The sequence below is a fragment of the Streptomyces sp. DvalAA-43 genome (genome assembly GCF_900091725.1).
GTDB classification, from domain to species: domain Bacteria; phylum Actinomycetota; class Actinomycetes; order Streptomycetales; family Streptomycetaceae; genus Streptomyces; species Streptomyces pulveraceus.
In genome coordinates this window covers 1-18,460 of record NZ_FMBW01000031.1, presented here as the reverse complement: position 1 = coordinate 18,460, position 18,460 = coordinate 1, and the positions used below count along the sequence as shown (strand labels likewise).

The 18,460-nt window shown below is 71.5% G+C and carries 16 protein-coding genes; 13 read left to right on the top strand and 3 right to left on the bottom strand.

Annotated features, from left to right (window positions below):
* Positions 1-10 precede the first annotated feature (10 nt).
* Both GA0115234_RS08015 and GA0115234_RS08010 read left to right on the top strand, forming a co-directional pair.
* Positions 11-202 (top strand): DUF397 domain-containing protein, encoded by a 192-nt coding sequence (locus GA0115234_RS08015; RefSeq protein WP_093540185.1) that lies wholly within the window; start codon positions 11-13, stop codon positions 200-202.
* Positions 195-446 carry a DUF397 domain-containing protein gene (locus GA0115234_RS08010; RefSeq protein WP_093540184.1) on the top strand — a complete coding sequence of 84 codons (252 nt, stop codon included), beginning with the start codon at positions 195-197 and terminating at the stop codon, positions 444-446. Before GA0115234_RS08015 ends, GA0115234_RS08010 begins: the two co-directional genes overlap by 8 nt.
* A gap of 160 nt (positions 447-606) precedes the next feature.
* Here GA0115234_RS08010 and GA0115234_RS08005 read toward each other — a convergent pair whose 3' ends face one another.
* Positions 607-984: a VOC family protein gene (locus GA0115234_RS08005; RefSeq protein ID WP_093540183.1), complete on the bottom strand. Its 378-nt coding sequence runs from the start codon at positions 982-984 to the stop codon at positions 607-609.
* A gap of 294 nt (positions 985-1,278) precedes the next feature.
* Positions 1,279-5,373 (bottom strand): hypothetical protein, encoded by a 4,095-nt coding sequence (locus GA0115234_RS08000; protein ID WP_093540182.1) that lies wholly within the window; start codon positions 5,371-5,373, stop codon positions 1,279-1,281.
* A 211-nt stretch (positions 5,374-5,584) separates the two neighbouring features.
* On the opposite strand from GA0115234_RS08000, the gene GA0115234_RS07995 reads away from it, so the two are divergent.
* The 7 genes from GA0115234_RS07995 (at position 5,585) to GA0115234_RS07965 (ending at position 13,874) form a co-directional block, all read left to right on the top strand.
* Complete coding sequence (locus GA0115234_RS07995; protein ID WP_176729108.1) at positions 5,585-6,211, top strand: DUF402 domain-containing protein; 627 nt, start codon at positions 5,585-5,587, stop codon at positions 6,209-6,211.
* Positions 6,212-6,514: 303 nt separating this feature from the next.
* Positions 6,515-6,823 carry a hypothetical protein gene (locus tag GA0115234_RS07990; RefSeq protein WP_018101695.1) on the top strand — a complete coding sequence of 103 codons (309 nt, stop codon included), beginning with the start codon at positions 6,515-6,517 and terminating at the stop codon, positions 6,821-6,823.
* 186 nt (positions 6,824-7,009) lie between these two features.
* Positions 7,010-7,885, top strand: coding sequence for a hypothetical protein (locus tag GA0115234_RS07985; protein WP_093540181.1), 876 nt, complete (start codon positions 7,010-7,012; stop codon positions 7,883-7,885).
* Positions 7,875-9,248: a hypothetical protein gene (locus tag GA0115234_RS07980; protein WP_093540180.1), complete on the top strand. Its 1,374-nt coding sequence runs from the start codon at positions 7,875-7,877 to the stop codon at positions 9,246-9,248. The genes GA0115234_RS07985 and GA0115234_RS07980 overlap by 11 nt, the downstream gene beginning before the upstream one ends.
* Positions 9,245-10,795: an SCO6880 family protein gene (locus GA0115234_RS07975; RefSeq protein WP_093540179.1), complete on the top strand. Its 1,551-nt coding sequence runs from the start codon at positions 9,245-9,247 to the stop codon at positions 10,793-10,795. The genes GA0115234_RS07980 and GA0115234_RS07975 overlap by 4 nt, the downstream gene beginning before the upstream one ends.
* Positions 10,796-10,882: 87 nt before the next feature.
* Entirely contained in the window at positions 10,883-12,301 is a 1,419-nt protein-coding gene (locus GA0115234_RS07970) for an ATP-binding protein (protein WP_093540178.1), read from the top strand.
* A gap of 1 nt (position 12,302) precedes the next feature.
* Positions 12,303-13,874, top strand: a complete 1,572-nt coding sequence (locus GA0115234_RS07965) for a type IV secretory system conjugative DNA transfer family protein (RefSeq protein WP_093540177.1) — start codon at positions 12,303-12,305, stop codon at positions 13,872-13,874.
* A gap of 109 nt (positions 13,875-13,983) precedes the next feature.
* Here GA0115234_RS07965 and GA0115234_RS07960 read toward each other — a convergent pair whose 3' ends face one another.
* Positions 13,984-14,544: a GNAT family N-acetyltransferase gene (locus tag GA0115234_RS07960; RefSeq protein ID WP_093540176.1), complete on the bottom strand. Its 561-nt coding sequence runs from the start codon at positions 14,542-14,544 to the stop codon at positions 13,984-13,986.
* A gap of 141 nt (positions 14,545-14,685) precedes the next feature.
* On the opposite strand from GA0115234_RS07960, the gene GA0115234_RS07955 reads away from it, so the two are divergent.
* From GA0115234_RS07955 to GA0115234_RS07940, 4 genes are read left to right on the top strand one after another with little or no spacing between them, the layout of a single operon-like run.
* Positions 14,686-15,630, top strand: a complete 945-nt coding sequence (locus tag GA0115234_RS07955) for an ABC transporter ATP-binding protein (protein ID WP_093540175.1) — start codon at positions 14,686-14,688, stop codon at positions 15,628-15,630.
* On the top strand, positions 15,627-16,448 hold the full coding sequence (locus GA0115234_RS07950; protein WP_093540174.1) for an ABC transporter permease: 822 nt from the start codon (positions 15,627-15,629) through the stop codon (positions 16,446-16,448). The genes GA0115234_RS07955 and GA0115234_RS07950 overlap by 4 nt, the downstream gene beginning before the upstream one ends.
* 47 nt (positions 16,449-16,495) lie before the next feature.
* Positions 16,496-17,788, top strand: coding sequence for a sensor histidine kinase (locus tag GA0115234_RS07945; RefSeq protein ID WP_093540457.1), 1,293 nt, complete (start codon positions 16,496-16,498; stop codon positions 17,786-17,788).
* Positions 17,785-18,450 (top strand): response regulator, encoded by a 666-nt coding sequence (locus tag GA0115234_RS07940; protein WP_093540173.1) that lies wholly within the window; start codon positions 17,785-17,787, stop codon positions 18,448-18,450. The genes GA0115234_RS07945 and GA0115234_RS07940 overlap by 4 nt, the downstream gene beginning before the upstream one ends.
* Positions 18,451-18,460 lie beyond the last annotated feature (10 nt).

Below are 18,460 nucleotides of genomic sequence, written 5' to 3'. Positions count from 1 at the left end.
GGGCGACGCCGTGCCCACATCCCCCTGGCAGAAGTCGTCGTACTGCGGGGAAGGAGATGCGTGCATACACATATCCGCCTCACCCGCGCGCACCGTTCTCCTCACCGAATCCGGCGACCCCACCGCAGCGATACTCCGCACCACCCCCACCGCCTGGGCCGCCCTCGTCCGCACCATCAAGAAGGAACGCACCCATGACTGACACCCCCGGCATCCTCACCGACCTGACCTGGATACGCGCCGCTCCCGAAGGCGAGGAGGCGCCCGGCCCCTGGATCGAGGTGGCCTTCGGAGCGGACGAACTCGTCCACCTCCGCGAGACCGGCGACCCCACCAACATCGTCACGACCACCCGGACGAAATGGGAGGCCTTCGTCAAGGGCGTCCTGGCGGGCGAGTTCGACCACTTCGCCGGACTCGACGGGGAGGCCCCGGCCGCCGGCTAGGTCTACTGCCCCGCAGGGGTACTGACGCGGCTCATGGGAGCCTTCCCCCGAGCACGTGCGGATACGGCCGCGACGGCACGCTCGCCTGTCGCGGCACCGCCCATCCGGGGGCGGCCCGGGTCTGGTCACGCTGGGCGCGGCCGCATCCGGCGGTCCGCGCTCAGTGACGGACCAGGCAGAACGGATGCCCTGCCGGATCGGCGTAGACACGCCAGCTCCGCCCATCGGTACCGCCGTCCAGGATCGTCGCTCCCTGGGCCAGCACCTGCGCCTGGGCTCGGTCCAGATCCGGAACACCGAAATCCAGATGGAACTGCTGGGGGCGGGCCGGGTCGGGCCACAGCGGCGGCCGGTACTCCGCTGCCCGCTGGAAGGCGAGGACGAGACCGGACGGCGTGTGCAGTGTCGCCCAGCCATCGCCAAGCGCCCACCGCTCGTCCGGCTGATTGACGGTCCCGCCGAGCAACGACTGGTAGAACGCGCCGAGCTCCGCCGGGTCCGAACAGTCCAGCACCACGCATTGCAGGTCCGCGATCATGGGGATGATTTTAAGTGGACCCCAGGATGCGTCGCCCCTAGAACAGCCGGGATCGCAAAGGCAGAAGGGCACAAGGGGCAGAACCGGGTGCGCTGCCCGTCCGGCGCAAGCGGCCAGGCGCAGACGCGGACGCAGGCGCAGGCGCACCGATCACCCGGCCTGTCGGTGAATACGGCCTCGACGAACCACAAGTGGGCGAAGCGGAACAAGGCCGGGTCGACGTTCACGTTCCAGTTGAACCTGACCGAAGCGACCTGACTGATGCGTCGTGAGCGGGCCGACGGTCGGGGCCCCTCACGGCCGAGAACGCAAACCGGCCCCCGCCCAGGCGCGGGCGAACCGTTCGTGCGCGGGCGGCGGGACGGCGGCGGTCGGAGCTGCCGGCACGGGGCGCGGGGCCTTCGCGGCGGTGAGTTCCTTGCGGACGGCGCGGTGGTGGTCGAGGGTCCAGGTGTTCCAGCGGCGTACGGTGCGGTCGGCCGGGCGGTCGAAGGCGTGCAGCTGGAGATGGAGGGCCGCCGCGTCACGGCTGACGCCCAAGGATGCCGCCGCCTCGTCCACCAGGGCCGGGGCGCTGAAGAGCGGGTTGGACTCGTACTGCCCCGGTGGTACCGGAGTGGTCGCCGAGCGGTCCGCCAGGGCGCGCAGGGCCGTGCGCTCATCGGCGGGGACGTCCGTGAGCCGGTCGAGCAGGGCGCGGGCACCCTCCGCGGCCGGGTCGCCCACCGGTCGCTCGGTGAACGCCCAGGTGAGGGCGGTGACGGCGGACCGTATCCCCTCCGCGTCCAGCGGCGCTTCCGCCAGGCGTCCGGTGAGCAGGGCGGTGGCCCAGGGCGCGGGCAGGCCGTGGTCCTTGGCCAGCGCGGCGGCATGGCTGCCGTCGTCGGCGTACGGGGTGGCGGCGATTCGTTCGGACCACGCGGCGGCCATCCGGTCCGCGGCGGCGGTCATGCCTCCGGGGGCCCAGAGCTCCGCCGGATCGGCGGGGACGGCGGCGGCGAGCACGGCATGGCGGCCGGCGAGGCCGAGACGCACCCGCATCTCGTCGTACGCGTGCACCGTGGCCCGGTCGGCCTTGTACGGCTTGGCGCGGCACAGCTTCAGGTGAGCCGCGTAGTCGTCGCTGCCGGCGAATCCGTCGAGGACCAGGGCGGCGATCGCGCGCGGCACCCCCGTACGCCACCGGAACACGTCCACTGCCTCGTCGGGCACCGGCAGCGGGCCGCGTTCGGCGAGCAGGGCGAGCAGGCGGGGCAGCCGCGTGGTGTCGTCACCCGCGACGGTACGGGTCTCGCACTCCTCGGCCCCGGCGGGCACCGGGTCGGCGGCCCGGTGGAGGAAGGGCACGAGGTCGCTGCGGACCGGGCCCGAGGCCACCGACGCACCGGACGCGCGGAGTTCGGCTATCCGGGGCTCGGGGGCACGGCCGGTGCGCCACGTGGTGCCCGCTTCCGCGAACGGCTGACGGCTCCACACGTCGAGCAGCGCGGCAAGTGCCTGCCGCTGCTCGTCCGGGGTGGCGGCGACGGCGGCCCGCCAGGCCACGGCGTCGGTCCGGCCGGTCAGCACCGCCCATTCGGCCGGAGGGGCGGGCGGGGCCAGCACCCGCACCTCGTCGTCGATCTCGTCGCGCAGATACCGGCCGTCGGCGGCGACCGCGGTGAGCAGGGCCGGGTGCGGCTGCGGCGGCCGTTCCTCGTACGCCCGCAGCCGGGCCAGCAGGCCGTGCAGGGCCGGGACGAGCCGGGTGTCGGGCACCGGGTCGGGCAGCTCGACGACCGGTCCGGAGCGCATGACGGCCACCCGGTGCGACAGCTCCCGGCGGCGGCGCAGCACATCCGCGGCGAGGCGGACGGCATGGGCGACGCCCTGCCGGATCCGGGGATCGCTCACCCCGGGCAGTCCGTCCTCGGCGCCGGATCGCAGCAGTTCGCGGACTGCCTCGTCGGTGACCGTGCGCAGCACGCGGGAGGAGGATGCGTCGCGCGGGGTGAGGAAGTGCCAGAAGGCGGGCGGTGGCACGGTGCCCGCTCGCTCGCCGAGGGTGGCCCGGACCGGTCCACGACGGTGGCTTCCGGCGAAGCCCCGGACCTGCCAGAGCAGCGAGTTGTCCTCGGCGGCATGGCAGCGGACGGTGGTGCTGCCGACCACCACGGCGTCCTCACCACCGGCCGGAAGGGCGAGGATGCCCCACGGGCGGCGGCCCCAGACGGTGGTGTGGTAGGACGCGGTACGCCCGTCTGCGGACTCCAGGACGAACGCGCGGGGCGAGGGACCGGCGTACGGGGTGCGGTAGCCGACCCGGCAGCCGGTGAGCCGGCCGTCCTGGCCGAGCGGGGACGGCGGGGCGCCGGGCGGCAGTTCGGCGAGGATGCGGTGGTCGGGGAAGGGCCTGGTGCCCTCCGGGAACGTGTCGGTCGCATGGAAGCCCGGCAGGGTGCGGTCGGCGGTGGGCGCACCGGTGGCGGGGTCCAGACGGGCCCAGCCTCTGCCGTGGTCCTCGCTGAACACCTCGGTGCTCCAGAAGTCCCGGCCGTCGTACATCTGGTAGTCGTGGTGGCCGATGCCCGTGGTGTCGCCGGGACGCAGGACGTTCTCGCCGTCGAACCGGCCGCTGCCGTCCGGGGTCTGGAACTGGTAGCCGAGGCCGCCCTGGATGCTGCCGCCGTAGGGGCGCAGCCCGTAGGACTGCTCCGGTTCGAACGTGTCGGCGGGGGTGGCGGACCAGTACGCCGTACTGATCCCGTGCTCGTCTCCCGAACCCGTCCAGGCGACGAGGAACTGGCCGCCGACCCAGTGCACCGTGGGGCGACCGGCGCCGTCCGGCAGCTCCAGGGTGTGCTCGCCGCGCCGGCCCGCGTGATCGACGGCGAACGCGCGGCGCTCCCCGTAGACGGTGAGCACCGGCCAGGTGCAGGTGGTGTACACCGTCTCATCCGGCCGGAATTCGGCGAGGGCCTCCTCCAGGGCGGGCCAACCCAGCTCCTCGGGCAGACCGGCGCGCAGGGCGCGGGCCAGCGGGCCGGTGAGGTCCAGCGCGTCGAGAGCCTCCTCGATGCCGTCCAGGGCGATGGCGGTGGGCCGGTCGAGGAGGGCGTGCAGCTCCTCGACGGCCTCGTCGGCGGCGGCGAGCCCGCCGCCGCGCAGACTGTCGAGCAGCTTCTCGATCCGGCCGTGCGCCTCGGCCGCGATGCCCGGATTGTGCGGGAGGCGACTGATGGCGGAGCCTCCCCGGGAGCGAAGCCCGGCGTGCACCGTGCCTTCGAGCCGGGAGCCGAACACGGGGTCGGCGGCGAGGGCCCTGAGGTCGCGCCGCGCGTCCTTGTCCCAGAACTCCAGGGCGATGGTGGGGCCGGGGTCGTGGACGGGGATCCCCTCGGCGAGGCAGACATCGAGCAGATCGGCGTCCAGATGCGGCCACTGGTAGCGGTCCTCGTGGAGCCGGACCGGGGTGCCGTCCTCCTTCAGCAGCGGCGCGAACCGGGCCACCAGGTCGAACAGCTCGGCGGGCATGGCCTGGCGGTACACCCCGCCACCGGACCTGCGGTGGGAGTACCGGGTGGCGTACCGCCGTAGCCACTCGCCGAGACCGCCCTCCGGGGTGATCCGGCCAGCCGCGGCGGCATCGGCGGCCCCGCAGCCGATCAGCAGCCGCAGCCAGGCGGCCGCGTCGCTCTTCGACTCGGGGAACAGATCGAGCAGGGCGGCGGCCCGGTCGTCGGCCGGGGGATGAGCGGCGAGCGGGCCGAGCGCCGCGTCGAGCAGCCGGTCCGGCACGGCCTTTCCGCGGGCCGACGCGAGCACCTCGCCCAGCACCCGCGCCTCCTCCTCGGCGCCGAGACCGGCCGTACGTGCGGAGTCCCGGACCCGGCGGGCCAGATCGGCGGGGAGCTCGCCCGGCGATGCCGCCCAGAGGGCCAGCAGCCGCACGAACTCGCGGTGCGCGTCGCCCGGTTCGTACACCTCGGCCAACCAGGCCGGGGCGCCGCCGAGCTCGGTGGCGGGAAGCGCGCCGAACCGGGCGAACAGCTGGAGGTTCGCCCACCGCCAGCCGGGGTCGACGGGCAGCCCGTGGGCGTGCTCCGCGGCGCGCGCGTTCGCGTACGCGCGGGCGGCGGAACGGCGGTGCGTCTCCAGCATCCAGTGCCCGATGGTGTCCCAGAACCACGGCAGATGGGCGGCGGGCAGGCCCCGGGCCAGACGCTCCGCCTCGTCCACGAACCGTCCGGGCTTCTCCCAGGCTCTGTACCGGCCACGGCCCGCCCGCTCCAGCACATCGCGGGCACCGGCCTCGGCACCGGGCACCCGGGCGCGCGCCCAGTCGGCATACGTCTCGGAGATGTGGTGATTGGCCGGGAACGGAAAGGGAGTTCCGGTGCTGCTGGTCATGCGTACGAGTCTGGCAGTCGGCACTGACAACGGGCGTCCCGCGGTCCGGGGGACCAGGAACCCGGGAGTCCGGGCCGCGTCAGCTTGTACAGGTTCCCGCGCACAGCGCACTGCTACCGCACTGCTGCCGCCCGACGGCCTCGCATCAGCTGATCCGACAACGTGATCGGACCACGTGTCCGGCCCCCGCGCCGCGGGCATGATCAACGGCATGGACGACGAGCCGGGCAGGATCCTCCGCTGGAACTTCTTCATCGGCGGCCACCTGAGTGCGTCGGTGCCCGTACGCCTCGTCGAGCGCACCGACGCGGGCCAGCTGGTCTGGATGGAGACCGGCACGCCCATGTGGCGTACGAAGCTTCCGCGCGGGAGACATCTGCGGGACATCGCCCCGGACGACCGCCCCTCCGGCGGCTACCCGGTGGTCGCCGACCGCTGGCCGATGGGCAACGCGCTCTTCTACCAGCCGACCGGCGCCGCGCACTCGGTGCTCTGGCTCTTCGGACGTGGACGGAAGTTCCGTGGTTGGTACGTAAATCTGGAGCGCCGGATCCATCGCGGTGACGACATCGACATCACCGACCACGAGCTCGACATCAATGTGGCACCGGACCGGACCTGGAAGTGGAAGGACGAGGAGTCCTTCGCCGAGAAGACCGGTCACCCCGTCTACTGGTCGGCTGACGAAGCGTCCGCGATCCGGAACGAGGGCGCCTCGGTCGTCCGGCTCGCCGAGGCCGGAACGTTTCCCTTCGACGGCACCTGGTGCGATTTCCGGCCACCGCCCACCTGGACGACCCCGCCCCGACCGCCCGTTCCCCGCCATCCTCTGCTCTGACCGTCCCCTGCTCCGACCAGGTCCGGCACGCTGACCAGGGCATGCGCAAAATTCTCGGCCAGGGTGGCGGGATGGCAATCATTGCCCGGGGTCACACCCCGTGATACACAGAGTAACCATACATATTCAGTCACACACTATTTCGATCCGCAGGTCAAGGCGGCCACACCGGCCACATGTACGAGATCCGGGCAAAGAGAGCTGTCAAGCCGTCGTACGAAAGCAGTTTCATCAGCGAAGATAGAGAGTGACCCGTGTCGTCCGGCAGGGGCAATGAACTACCCAACAGGGGCGGTGACTTACATGATCCTGGCAGCTGAAAAGGGCGACATCACCACCATCATCGGCGGAATCGCCCCGAATTGGGGGCCGTTCGGGACCTTGGGCAACGAGGCCCGCGTAATGATCGAGGTCGTGATGGCCATCGCCATCCTGCTCTGCCTCGGCATCGCGGTCTGGGGTGCGGCGAAGCAGCGCATCGGCGCGACGGCACTGCGCGACACGTTCAGCGCGGAGCAGGGCAAGGGGCTGATCGTCGCCGGTCTGACCGGTGTGTTCATCATCGGATCCCTTGGAACCCTGTTCACCATCGTCTACGGAATGGCCGTCTGACCGGCTGTCATTCCACGTCCACGCCAGGGGCGGTCCCCGCCCACCCCCACACCATCCGTCCGTCGTGCCCACCGGCAGAGGTTGCGTCTCCCTGATGTCGAGTCACCACACCGCGCCCGCGCGCAAACCCGCGGGGCTACCGTCGTACTACCCGGTCCAGGCAACGGTTGAGGGGGCGTACGCGGCATGAGCCTCGGCGACGACAACAGCTACGGCAACGACTCAGGCCGTACGGACGACGGATACAGCACCATCGGCGGTACGCGCCAGACCCGTACCCGCCTCCCCGACGGCGAGGGCGGCGACAGCTACGGCACGCCCCGCCGGCCCGCCCGTAAGTCCCGCTCCCTGGTCATGATGGTCGGCGTGGTCGTCCTCCTGATCGCGGCTATCGCGTTCGCGAACATGGGCGGAGGCGGCGGGAACGGCGACGACGGCGGCGGCTCGGGGGGCGGCGGGAGCAAGCCGGATTCGTCGTCCACGGCGGCCACGGGGACGAAGCCGGTGACGGGGAAGAACGGATCGATCCCGTCGGGCTTCGCCCATGACGAGCAGGGGGCGCAGAGCGCGGCGTCCAACTACGCGGTGGCGCTGGGGTCGGTCGGGATGTTCAACACGGACACTCGGCGGAGCATCATTCAGTCCACCCACGACCCTGCTGTCGTGGACAATCTGCTGGCCGCCCTGACGAAGGCCTACTCACCGGACTTCCTCAAGAACGTCGGTCTCAACGCGGACGGCACCACTCCCAGTGACCTGACCTTCGTCTCTCGGACCATCCCTGTCGGCACGAAGGTGGTCGAGCGGAGCGGCGACACGGCAACCGTCGAAGTCTGGTGCACGGGGCTTGTCGGAATGGCGGGGCAGGGCTCCACCAAGCCTGTCACCGCGACATGGTTCACCATCTCGGAGAAGCTCAAATGGGTCGGGGGTGACTGGCGGATCGAGTCGTCGAGCCAGTCGGAAGGCCCCACACCCGTCAATGGCGACAACAGGGCATCGACAGCGGACGAGATCGCCGGTGCGGTACAGGGATATGGAGGTTTCACCTATGCCCGCTAGCCACCGCCCAAGCACACGCGCCCTCCTGGCGGTCCTCGGCAGCCTGCCGGCCACCGTGGTCCTACTGGCTTCGCGCGCCGTAGCCGACCCCTCTCCGTCGCCCACGTCTTCACCCAGCCCGTCACCCAGCAAGAGTGACGATGCCTGCGACCTCATCGTCGGGCTCGCCAAGGACTACTGCGAAAGAGGCGACGCCGGCACCTCCAAGACCGGCACCTCCACCCTCGACAGCACCCAGGACCCCCTCTCATCCCTCGCCCGCGGCTGCGCCGACGCCGCCGCCTGGATCGTCGGCAAGCTCAGCGAGGCCGTGAAGAGCACCGCCAACGTCGACTTCACGAACACCAAGTTCCTCCAGCAGTACGCGATCGTCTTCGCCGCCTCCACCGTCCTGACGCTCGTCCTGTGGCTGCTCGCCGTGGCCAAGCGGGCGATCCGTGGCGTCCCGCTGACCACCGCGATCTCCGAGGCCATCGGGTTCCTGTGGCTGACGGTCCTCGCCTCCGCGTTCACCCCGCTGATCCTCTACACGGTCGTCTCCGCCACCGACGGCGTCACCCAGGTCATCGCCACGTCCTCGGGCGGGCAGACCGACGTCTTCTTCGGGTCGTTCGCCGAAGCCCTCAAGAAGGGCTCCGACATCGGCGGCGGCCCGATCATGCTGATCGTCGTCTCGCTCGTCTCGATCCTCGCCGCGGGCATCCTCTGGCTGGAGCTCGTGATCCGGGCCGCCCTGCTGTACGTGGGCGCCCTGCTCGGCACCATCGTCTACGCGGGGCTCGTCGACAAGAACATGTGGGGCCACGTCCGGCGCTGGGCGGGCATCATGGTCGCGGTGATCATGGTGAAGCCGGTCATCGCCGTGGTGCTCGGGCTGGCCGGCGCGCTCTCCCAGAACGACGGGCCGAACGCGTTCTCCGCCGTCGTCTCCGGTCTCGCCATCATCCTGCTGGCGATCTTCGCCTCCGCGATGATCTACCGGTTCGTCCCCGGCTTCGGCGACGAGATCCAGGGCGCCCGCACCAACCGCAAGCAGGCCACCGACGGCTCCCAGGCCGCCGCGATGATCAGCTCCCCCGCCGCTCTGGTCTCCCAGGGCATCAAGACCCACAGCAGCCGCGGCGGCCAGAACAGCGGCGACAGCGGCAACAGCGGCGGCGGCAGGCCCGCCAACCCGATCAGCGGCGGTGTCGCCGCGCACAGCTCCCGCGGCTCCGGCGGGCGCGGATCCGGCTCCTCCGCCGCTCCTCCGCCGCGCAGCGGATCGGGACCGACCTCCGGCACCCCGCACGGCAGCCGCTCCCACCGAGGTGGCGGATCAGGCAGTTCAGGTAACAACAGCACGGGAGGTGGAGGGCGTTGACGACTCCGTCCCACACGATCGCGCCCCGCCGTACGTATCTCATCGGCCGGGCCCGGCCGAACGCGATCGTCGGCAAGAACCGCGAGACCGGCGAGATCGCCCTGATCATCGTCGGCGCGTTCCTCGGCATGATGAGCGGACTGGCCGTCCCCTACCTGGGCCCGCGGATCATGCTGCTCGTGGGCTTCCCGCTCCTCGCCCTGGCGATCGTGTACCTCCCGTACAAGCACCGCACCTTCTACAAATGGTTCGAGATCAACCGCAGCTACAAGCGCTCCCTGCGCCGCGGTACGACCTACCGCTCCGCCGCCATGGAGGCCGGCGTCAGCGCCGACGGGCGCGAGGTCGAGATCGGACCGCCCCCCGGCATCGGCCGGATCAACTGGCTCGCCGCCCCCTTCGGTCCGGACGAGATCGCCGTGCTCCTGCACGCCGACCGCCGCACCGTCACCGCCGCGATCGAGATCGAGGGCCCCGGCGTCGGCCTGCGCGACAGCGAGGACCAGGAAGCGCTCGTCGACCGGTTCGGCACACTGCTGAAGCATGTCGCCAACGGCGACGGCTTCGTGACCCGCATCCAGATGCTGGCCCGCACCCTGCCCGCCGACCCCGACGCACACGCCAAGGACGTCGCGCAGCGCGGCGACAGGACGTCCCCGGGCTGGCTCCAGGACTCGTACGACCAGCTCCAGTCCATGGTCTCCACCTCCAGCGAGCAGCACCGCGCCTACCTCGTGGCCTGCATGCACTACACCCGCGAACTGGCCGCCGAGGCCAACGCCATGGCCCGCGCCGCCCGCCCCCAGGCCGGCCGCAGGCTCGACCGGGACGCGGGCCTCGCCGTCGTCATGGCCCGCGAGCTCACCGACATCTGCGCCCGCCTCGCCGAGGCCGACATCCGGGTCCGCCAGCCGCTCGGCCAGAGCCGGCTCGCCTCCCTCGTGCACTCGATGTACGACCCCGACCACCCCATCGACCACATCCAGGCCATGACCAAGCGCAACGCCTGGCCGGCCGAACTGGATGCGGTCGAGCCGACGTTCCTCCAGGCCAAGACCCGCGAGTCGGTCACCCGCGCTCCCTGGTGCCACTCCACGGCCTGGGTGAAGGAGTGGCCGATGACCCCCGTCGGCGTCAACTTCCTGGCCCCGCTCCTCGTCCACACACCCGATGTGATCCGTACGGTCGCGGTCTGCATGGACCTCGAACCCACCGAGGTCGCCATCGAGCGGATGCTCACCGAGAAGACCAACGACGAGGCGGAAGCCAGCCGTCAGGCCAAGATGAACCGCACCGTCGACCCGCGCGACATCGCCGCACACGGCCGTCTCGACCAGCGGGGCGAAGACCTCGCGAGCGGCGCGGCCGGGGTGAACCTGGTCGGGTACATCACCGTGTCGTCGCGCTCGCCGGAGGCCCTCGCCCGTGACAAGCGGACGATCCGGGCCTCGGCCGGCAAGTCGTACCTCAAGCTGGAGTGGTGCGACCGCGAGCACCACCGCGCCTTCGTGAACACCCTGCCGTTCGCCACCGGCATCCGCCGCTGACGACACAGCGGCCAAAAGAACCAAAGAAACAAAAGAAACAAAAGAACCGAGAGAACCGAGAGAACCGAAAGGGAGGTCGGTCACGCCATGCGAGATCCGCTGTCCGCGCTGTCGGACGCCTTCACCGCCTTCCTCTTCGGGAAGGTGGAGACGACCAGGCTGCCCGTCCGCACGTCGACGGGACAGGCCCAGGCCGTCTATCTGCCCACCGCGGCCCCCGGCCTCGGCGACTCCGGCGTGATCATCGGCCGCGAGGTCTACTCCGGCAAGGGCTACATCTACGACCCCTTCCAGCTGTACGGACAGCAGCTGCCGGCCCCGCACTGGCTGGTGCTCGGCGAGTCCGGCAACGGCAAGTCCGCGCTGGAGAAGACGTACGTGCTCCGCCAGCTCCGCTTCCGCGACCGCCAGGTCGTCGTCCTGGACGCCCAGGGCGAGGACGGCGTCGGCGAGTGGAACCTCATCGCCCAGGAGCTCGGCCTCACCCCGATCCGCCTCGACCCGACCGCCGCCCTCAACGGCGGCATCCGGCTCAACCCCCTCGACCCCTCGATCACCACCACCGGCCAGCTCGCCCTGCTCCGTACGATCATCGAGGTCGCGATGGGGCACGGCCTGGACGAGCGGTCCGGCTTCGCGCTGAAGGTCGCCCACGCCTACGTCAACGAGACGATCACCGACCGGCAGCCGGTCCTGACCGACATCGTCGAACAGCTCCGCCACCCCGAGCCCGAATCCGCCGAGGCGATGAACGTCGACATAGACGACGTACGGGCCTGGGGCCTGGACGTCGCCCTCGTCCTGGACCGGCTGGTCGACGGTGACCTGCGCGGCATGTTCGACGGACCGACCAGCGCCGGCATCGACCTCGACGCCCCGCTGATCGTCTTCGACCTCTCGCACATCGACCGGAACTCGATCGCGATGCCGATCCTGATGGCGATCGTCGGCGTCTGGCTGGAACACACCTGGATCAGGCCCGACCGGAAGAAGCGCATCTTCCTGGTCGAAGAGGCCTGGCACATCATCAACTCGCCCTTCGTCGCCCAGCTCTTCCAGCGCCTGCTGAAGTTCGGACGCCGCCTCGGACTGTCGTTCGTGGCCGTCGTCCACCACCTCAGCGACGTCGTCGACGGAGCGGCGGCCCGCGAGGCCGCGGCGATCCTCAAGATGGCGTCGACCCGCACGATCTACGCCCAGAAGGCCGACGAGGCCAGAGCGACGGGACGGGTGCTCGGCCTGCCCCGCTGGGCGGTCGAGATCATCCCGACCCTCACCCCCGGCATCGCCGTCTGGGACGTCAACGGCAACGTCCAGGTGGTCAAGCACCTGATCACCGAGGCGGAACGCCCCCTGGTCTTCACCGACCGCGCGATGACCGAATCCTCCGCCACCGAGCTCCTCCCCGAGGACGTACTCGCCGCGGACCTGGAGGCGGAGCAGCGCGCCGCGCGGATCGAGAACCAACAACGACTGAACGAGTCGTCCGAGTCAACGGTGGCATGACATGGCGGGGCGCCCTGAGGAACGTACCGGCGGCAACGGAGGCGGAGGCATCCCGGACGGCCTGCTGATCGGGCTGCTCGCCTTCCTGCTCGGGCTGACGCTGCTGGCGTGGACGGCCACCGGTCTGGCCGGACTGTTCGCACACGGCGCCTGGCCGGAGGGGGTCACGCTCGCCGAGACGCCCCTGTCGATACGCCGGCTCGTCACCGCACCGCACGACCTCCCGGCCGCCTGGCCGAACACCCCGGCGGGCGAACTCTCCGGGTACGGGCTCTTCTGGGGCCTGTTCATCGGCGAACTGATGGTGCTGGGGGTGCTGGTGATCTTCGTACTGGGCTCGGTGGTCCGCTGGCGGGCGGTACGGGCACGCCGGCGGGACGAGCGACGGTACGGGGCCGGGGACGGGCACGGGGCCGAGAACGGGTCCAAGGCCGCCTCCGTACGGTCCCGGCAACACCAGGAACCCCACCACCAGGCACAGCCCCACGTTCCTGCCCCTGCCCCGATCCCCGCCCCAGCCCCAGTCCCTGCCGCCCCCGTCGAGCACACACCGGCCGAGACCACTCTGCTCATCGAAACCGGCTCCGGCTCCGGCTCCGGAAGCGAAACTCCCGCCCCCGTCCTCCCCCCGCTCCCTTCCCCCCGCGCCCCCCTCGTCGTCTACGGACCGGCCGCGACGCGCCGCCCCGCCGTCGTCCAGGCCATCCTGGAGGCCAGCGGCCCCGCGCTCGTCGTCACCTCCGACCCCACCGTCTGGGCCGAGACGAAGGACGCCCGCGCCAAGCTCGGACCGGTGCTCGTCTACGACCCGGGCCACCTCTGCGACACCCCGGCCCGTCTGCACTGGTCCCCCACCGCAGGCTGCGAGCAGCCCGAGACGGCCGCCGCCCGCGCCGCCGCGCTCCTGGCCCCGGTCCGGCCGCAGGCCCGTATCGACGCGGCCACCGCCGACACCGCCGAAACGCTCCTTCAGTGCTGGCTGCATGCCGCCGCCGTCGACGGCCGCCCCTTCCGCCAGGTCCACCGCTGGGCACTCGGCGGCAGCGCCCACGAACCGGTGCGCCTGCTCCGCACCCACCCCAAGGCGGCCTCCGGACTCGCCGGCCTGCTGGAGTCGGCACTGACCGCCCACCCCGAACGCCGCGAAATGGCCCAGGAGCTGACGGTACGGGCCTTCGGCGCGCTCTCCTCGGTCCACATCCGTGACGCGTGCACACCGAACCGAGCCGATTCGCTCGTACTGGAATCTTTCGCGGCCGAGGGGGGCACCCTCTATGTGGTGGGTGAGCCGATCGAGGACCCCCGCTCGGGACCGGGAGCAATGCCCCTGCTCACGGCCCTCGCCTCACACGTGGTCGAGCACGGCCGCCGCTTGGCCGCACGGTCAACCGACGGTCGGCTCGACCCACCAATGACGCTGGTGCTCGACGATGTCGCCGCGGTGGCCCCCCTCCCCCGGCTCCCGGAGCTCCTGGCGACCGGCGAGGCGATGGGGCTGCCGACCCTGGCCCTCCTCCGTTCCCAGGAGCAGGCCCGCGCCCGCTGGCCCCAGGAACTCACCACGTCACCCTGACGGGAAACAGCCCGCAAGGCACCCGCGAAACCCCGACACGGCACCACAGCGCCGCCACACCACAGCGCCGCCGCGAAACGACATCCGCTCCGCCCCGACGCAGCCCCGCCTACCCCGCCCGCTCCACCGCGTACTCGATCTCCCGCGCGGACGGGTCACCCGGCATCGGCACCGTTCGTCCGGTCGCGACGAACCCGATCCGCCGGTAGAACGCCGCCGCCCGCGCGTTGTCCTCGTGCACATACAGCCGCACCCGCTCGATCCGCGGCTCCGCCAGCGACCACGCCCAGTCCATCCCGGCCCGGAACAGCGCCTCGGCCAGCCCCGCGCCCCGCGCCCCGGGCCGTACGAACACGCCGACCACATGCGCCTGGTGGACGTCGACCGCCTCCCCGAACCGCACCTCCGCGTCCGGCCGCTCGATCAGCACGGTGATTCCGCCGTCCCACCGCCCGCCCGGCGCGACGGCGACGAACTGCCGCACATCACCGCCCCCGGCCTCGGACCCGCCGAGCGCCCGTTCCTGCCAGAACTCGTCCGAGTAGGCCGCGCCCTGCTCGTACGTCTCCAGAAACGCCACCGGTGCGGCCGGATCCCGCAGGGCAGCCAGCCGCAACTCCTTGACCAGAGGCCACTCATCGGCGCGCACGACCCGCATCACATGTTCCATCCGCCGATCCTGCCCCGCCCGTCCGACCTGCGCAAACAACATTCCGCACGGCCCTGTGTCGTACCCCGGTACTACGCGCACCGCCACATCCCGCCCCAGGTCCGACGCCGGCCACGGGCCCCGCTCCGTAGCGTCGACCGCATGATCAGGGCATACGAACTCACCAAGAAATACGGGGACAACACCGTCGTCCAGGACCTCGACTTCACGGTCCGGCCCGGCACCGTCACCGGATTCCTCGGCCCGAACGGCGCCGGGAAATCGACGACGATGCGCATGCTGCTCGGCCTGGACGCACCCACCCGGGGCCGCTCGACGATCGGCGGACGGGCGTACGCCACCCACCGCGCGCCGCTCACCGAGGTCGGCGCGCTCCTGGAGGCCCGCTCCGTCCACCCCGGCCGCACCGCCTTCCACCACCTCATGGCACTGGCCCATACCCACGGCATCCCGCGCGACCGCGTCGAGCACGTACTCGACCTGGCGGGGCTGGGCGCGGTCGCCCACAAACGCGTCAAGGGCTTCTCGCTCGGCATGGGCCAACGGCTCGGCATCGCCGCCGCGCTCCTCGGCGACCCGGCGACGCTCATCCTCGACGAGCCCGTCAACGGCCTCGATCCGGAGGGCGTGCGGTGGATCCGTAACCTCCTCAGATCCCTTGCCCGGCAAGGCCGTACGGTCCTGGTCTCCTCGCATCTGATGAGCGAGATGGCCCTCACCGCCGACCACCTGATCATCATCGGGCGCGGCCGGCTCCTCGCCGACACCACGGTCGCCGAGTTCGTCGCCACGGCCGGTGACGCCTCGGTCAAGGTCGTCACCCCGCAGGCCGAAGCCCTGCGCGACCTCCTCACCGGCCCCGGCATCGACATCGGCATCACCGCCGACCAGGGCGCCTCCCCCGCCGAACTGGAGATCCGCGGCACGGACGCGGCGCACATCGGCCGCACGGCCGCCACCCACGCCATCCCGCTGTACGAACTCACCCCGCGGACCGCCTCCCTGGAGCAGGCCTTCATGGACCTGACCCAGGAGTCGGTCGAGTACCGGATCACCGCCCCCGAACCGACCGGAGCCCCCGCATGACCACCCCGACAGCCCACCCCGACCACCGTTCGCACACGGCCCACGAGCCCCACACGTACCGGGTGACCCCCGCCCGGGTCGTACGCTCTGAGTGGCACAAGCTCCGGTCCCTGCGCTCCTCCTGGATCACCTTGGGATCGGCGGCCGTCCTGATGCTCGCCGTCGGCCTGTTCATGGGCACGACCTACACCAGCGACGGCGGCGACTCCGACGTCGACACCGTGGTCCTGGTCCTCTACGGCTCGATGCTCAGCACGCTGTGCACCGTGGTCCTGGGCATCCTGGTCACTGCGGGCGAGTACTCGACGGGCCTCATCCGCGCCTCGCTCACCGCGGTCCCCCGAAGGCTCCCGGTCCTGTGGGCGAAGGCAGCGGTCTTCGCCGCCACGGTCTTCGTCACCATGCTCGCCACCTCCCTGGTCACCTTCCTCGTCGCGCAGTTCTTCCTCCACGACACCGACCAGGCGGCCTCACTCAGCGACCCGGGCGTCTTCGGCGCGGTCGTCGGCAACGCGGCGGGCATCACCCTGCTCAGCCTGATCGCGCTCGGGCTCGGCGCCCTGCTCCGCTCGGTGCCGGGGGCCATCGGCGCCTACATCGGCGGCGTGCTGATCCTGCCGGAGGTCCTCTCCATGTTTCCGTACAGCGCGGTGAAGAGCGCCCTCACGTACTTCCCGACCCAGGCGGCCGGTGTCCTCGGTTCCGCCACCCCGCTCGAAGGCGATGCCTCCGTGGGCGGCGCCGTGATCGCGCTGTGCCTGTGGGCCGGGGCGAGCCTGGGCGCGGCCGCCCTGCTGCTCAGCCGACGCGACGCATGACCCGGGGGGCGACCGGCCACGAGGATGGACGCGTGACGGACGACGACATGAACCGGGCCCCGGGCACGCCCCCCGACAACACCCAGGGCAGCACGCAAGGCGGCACCACCCCGATCACCGGGCCCATCCAACGCCTGCTCCGCCGCGTCCGCGCGTTCGACCTGCGCCGGCCACTGCTCTGGAACGGACTGCTGACCGCGTGCTGGGTGCTGTTCGCCGTACTCGATGTCACCTCGGGCGGCTGGCGCACCGTGGCGCTCGACCCGGACGTGTCCGGGACGCTGGTCCTGCTGATGAGCGTGGCCTTCTCCGTACCACTGCTGTGGCGGCGTACGCATCCCCTGGCCGTGCTGGCGTTCACGGCACCGGTCGCACTGGTGAACGTCTGGTCCGGCGCCGTCGTCCAGGCCGCCTACGTCCAGCAGATCGTCGTCTTCAACATCGCGCTGCGGCTGCCCGGCCGGGCCCTGGCGTGGGCGGGCGCCCTGGTGGCCGCCCCGCTCCTGGCCGGCGCGGCACACCGCCCGCACAGCTGGGACCCGCTGATCGCCCCCCACGTCTGGGCGTTCGCGCTCTCGGCGATGCTCGGGATCGTGGTCCGTACGCGCAAGGAGTACACGGAGGCCCTCGTCGACCGGGCCCGTCGGCTGGAGCTGGAGCGCGACCAGCAGGCCCGGCTCGCGGCCGCCGCCGAACGGACCCGGATCGCCCGGGAGATGCACGACATCATCGGCCACAACCTGTCGGTCATCACCGGTCTCGCCGACGGCGGGGCCTACGCGGCCGCCAGAAGCCCGGAACGGGCCGCCCAGGCCCTGGAAGCCATCGGCACCACCAGCCGCCAGGCCCTCACCGAACTCCGCCGTCTGCTCGGCGTCCTGCGCGACCACCCCGCCGAGGCGCACCGCGCCCCGCAGCCCACCCTGGACGACATGGACGAGCTCCTCACCGGCGTACGGACAGCGGGCCTCCCCGTACGTCTGCGCGTCCACGGCACGCCACCGCCCTCCCCGCCCACCGCAGGACGGCAGTTGACGGTCTATCGGGTGGTGCAGGAGGCTCTGACGAATACGCTGAAGCACGGCGGCACGGATCCGTCGCCGACCGCGGAGGTCACCCTGACGTACCGGGCGACCGAACTGGAGGCCCTGGTCACGGACACCGGCACCGGCACCGTCGGCCGTCACGGGCCCGACGCGGGTGGCCAGGGCATCACCGGGATGCGCGAGCGGGCCTCCCTCTACGACGGCACGCTCGAAGCGGGCCCGCTGCCGGCATCCGCACCCGTGGGCGGCTGGCAGGTACGACTCCGACTCCCTCTGGAGGACACACCCTCGTGACGACCGTGCTCATCGCGGACGACCAGCCGATGCAACGCTTCGGCTTCCGCATGCTGCTGGAGAGCCAGGACGACATGACCGTCGTGGGCGAGGCCGGCAACGGCCTCGAAGCCCTCGGCCTCGTCCAGCAGCATCGCCCGGACGTCGCTCTGATGGACATCCGCATGCCGCTCCTGGACGGCATCGAAGCCACCCGCCGCATCGTCAGGACCGGTGCCCGCACCCGCGTCCTCATCGTCACGACCTTCGACCTCGACCGGTACGCATACGACGGCCTCCGCGCCGGAGCGAGCGGGTTCCTCATCAAGGACGCGCTGCCGGAGGAGCTCCTTTCCGGAATCAGGGCCGTGGCCGGCGGCGACGCGGTGGTGGCCCCCAGCCTGACCCGCCGTCTGCTGGACGCGTATGTCCAGCACCTCCCGACCGTTCCCGGCGGCCCCGCCCCTCTGGACGCCCGCATCGCCTCCCTCACCGAAAGGGAGCGGGAAATCCTCACCGTCATCGGCCAGGGCTGGTCCAACACGGAAATCGCCGCACGGCTCCACCTCGCCGAATCGACGGTGAAGACCCATGTCACGCGCATCCTCGCCAAGACCGGATCCCGTGACCGCGTGCAGGCGGTCATCCTGGCCTATGACACCCACCTGGTGGCGCCGGCCTAGAAAGGCCCGT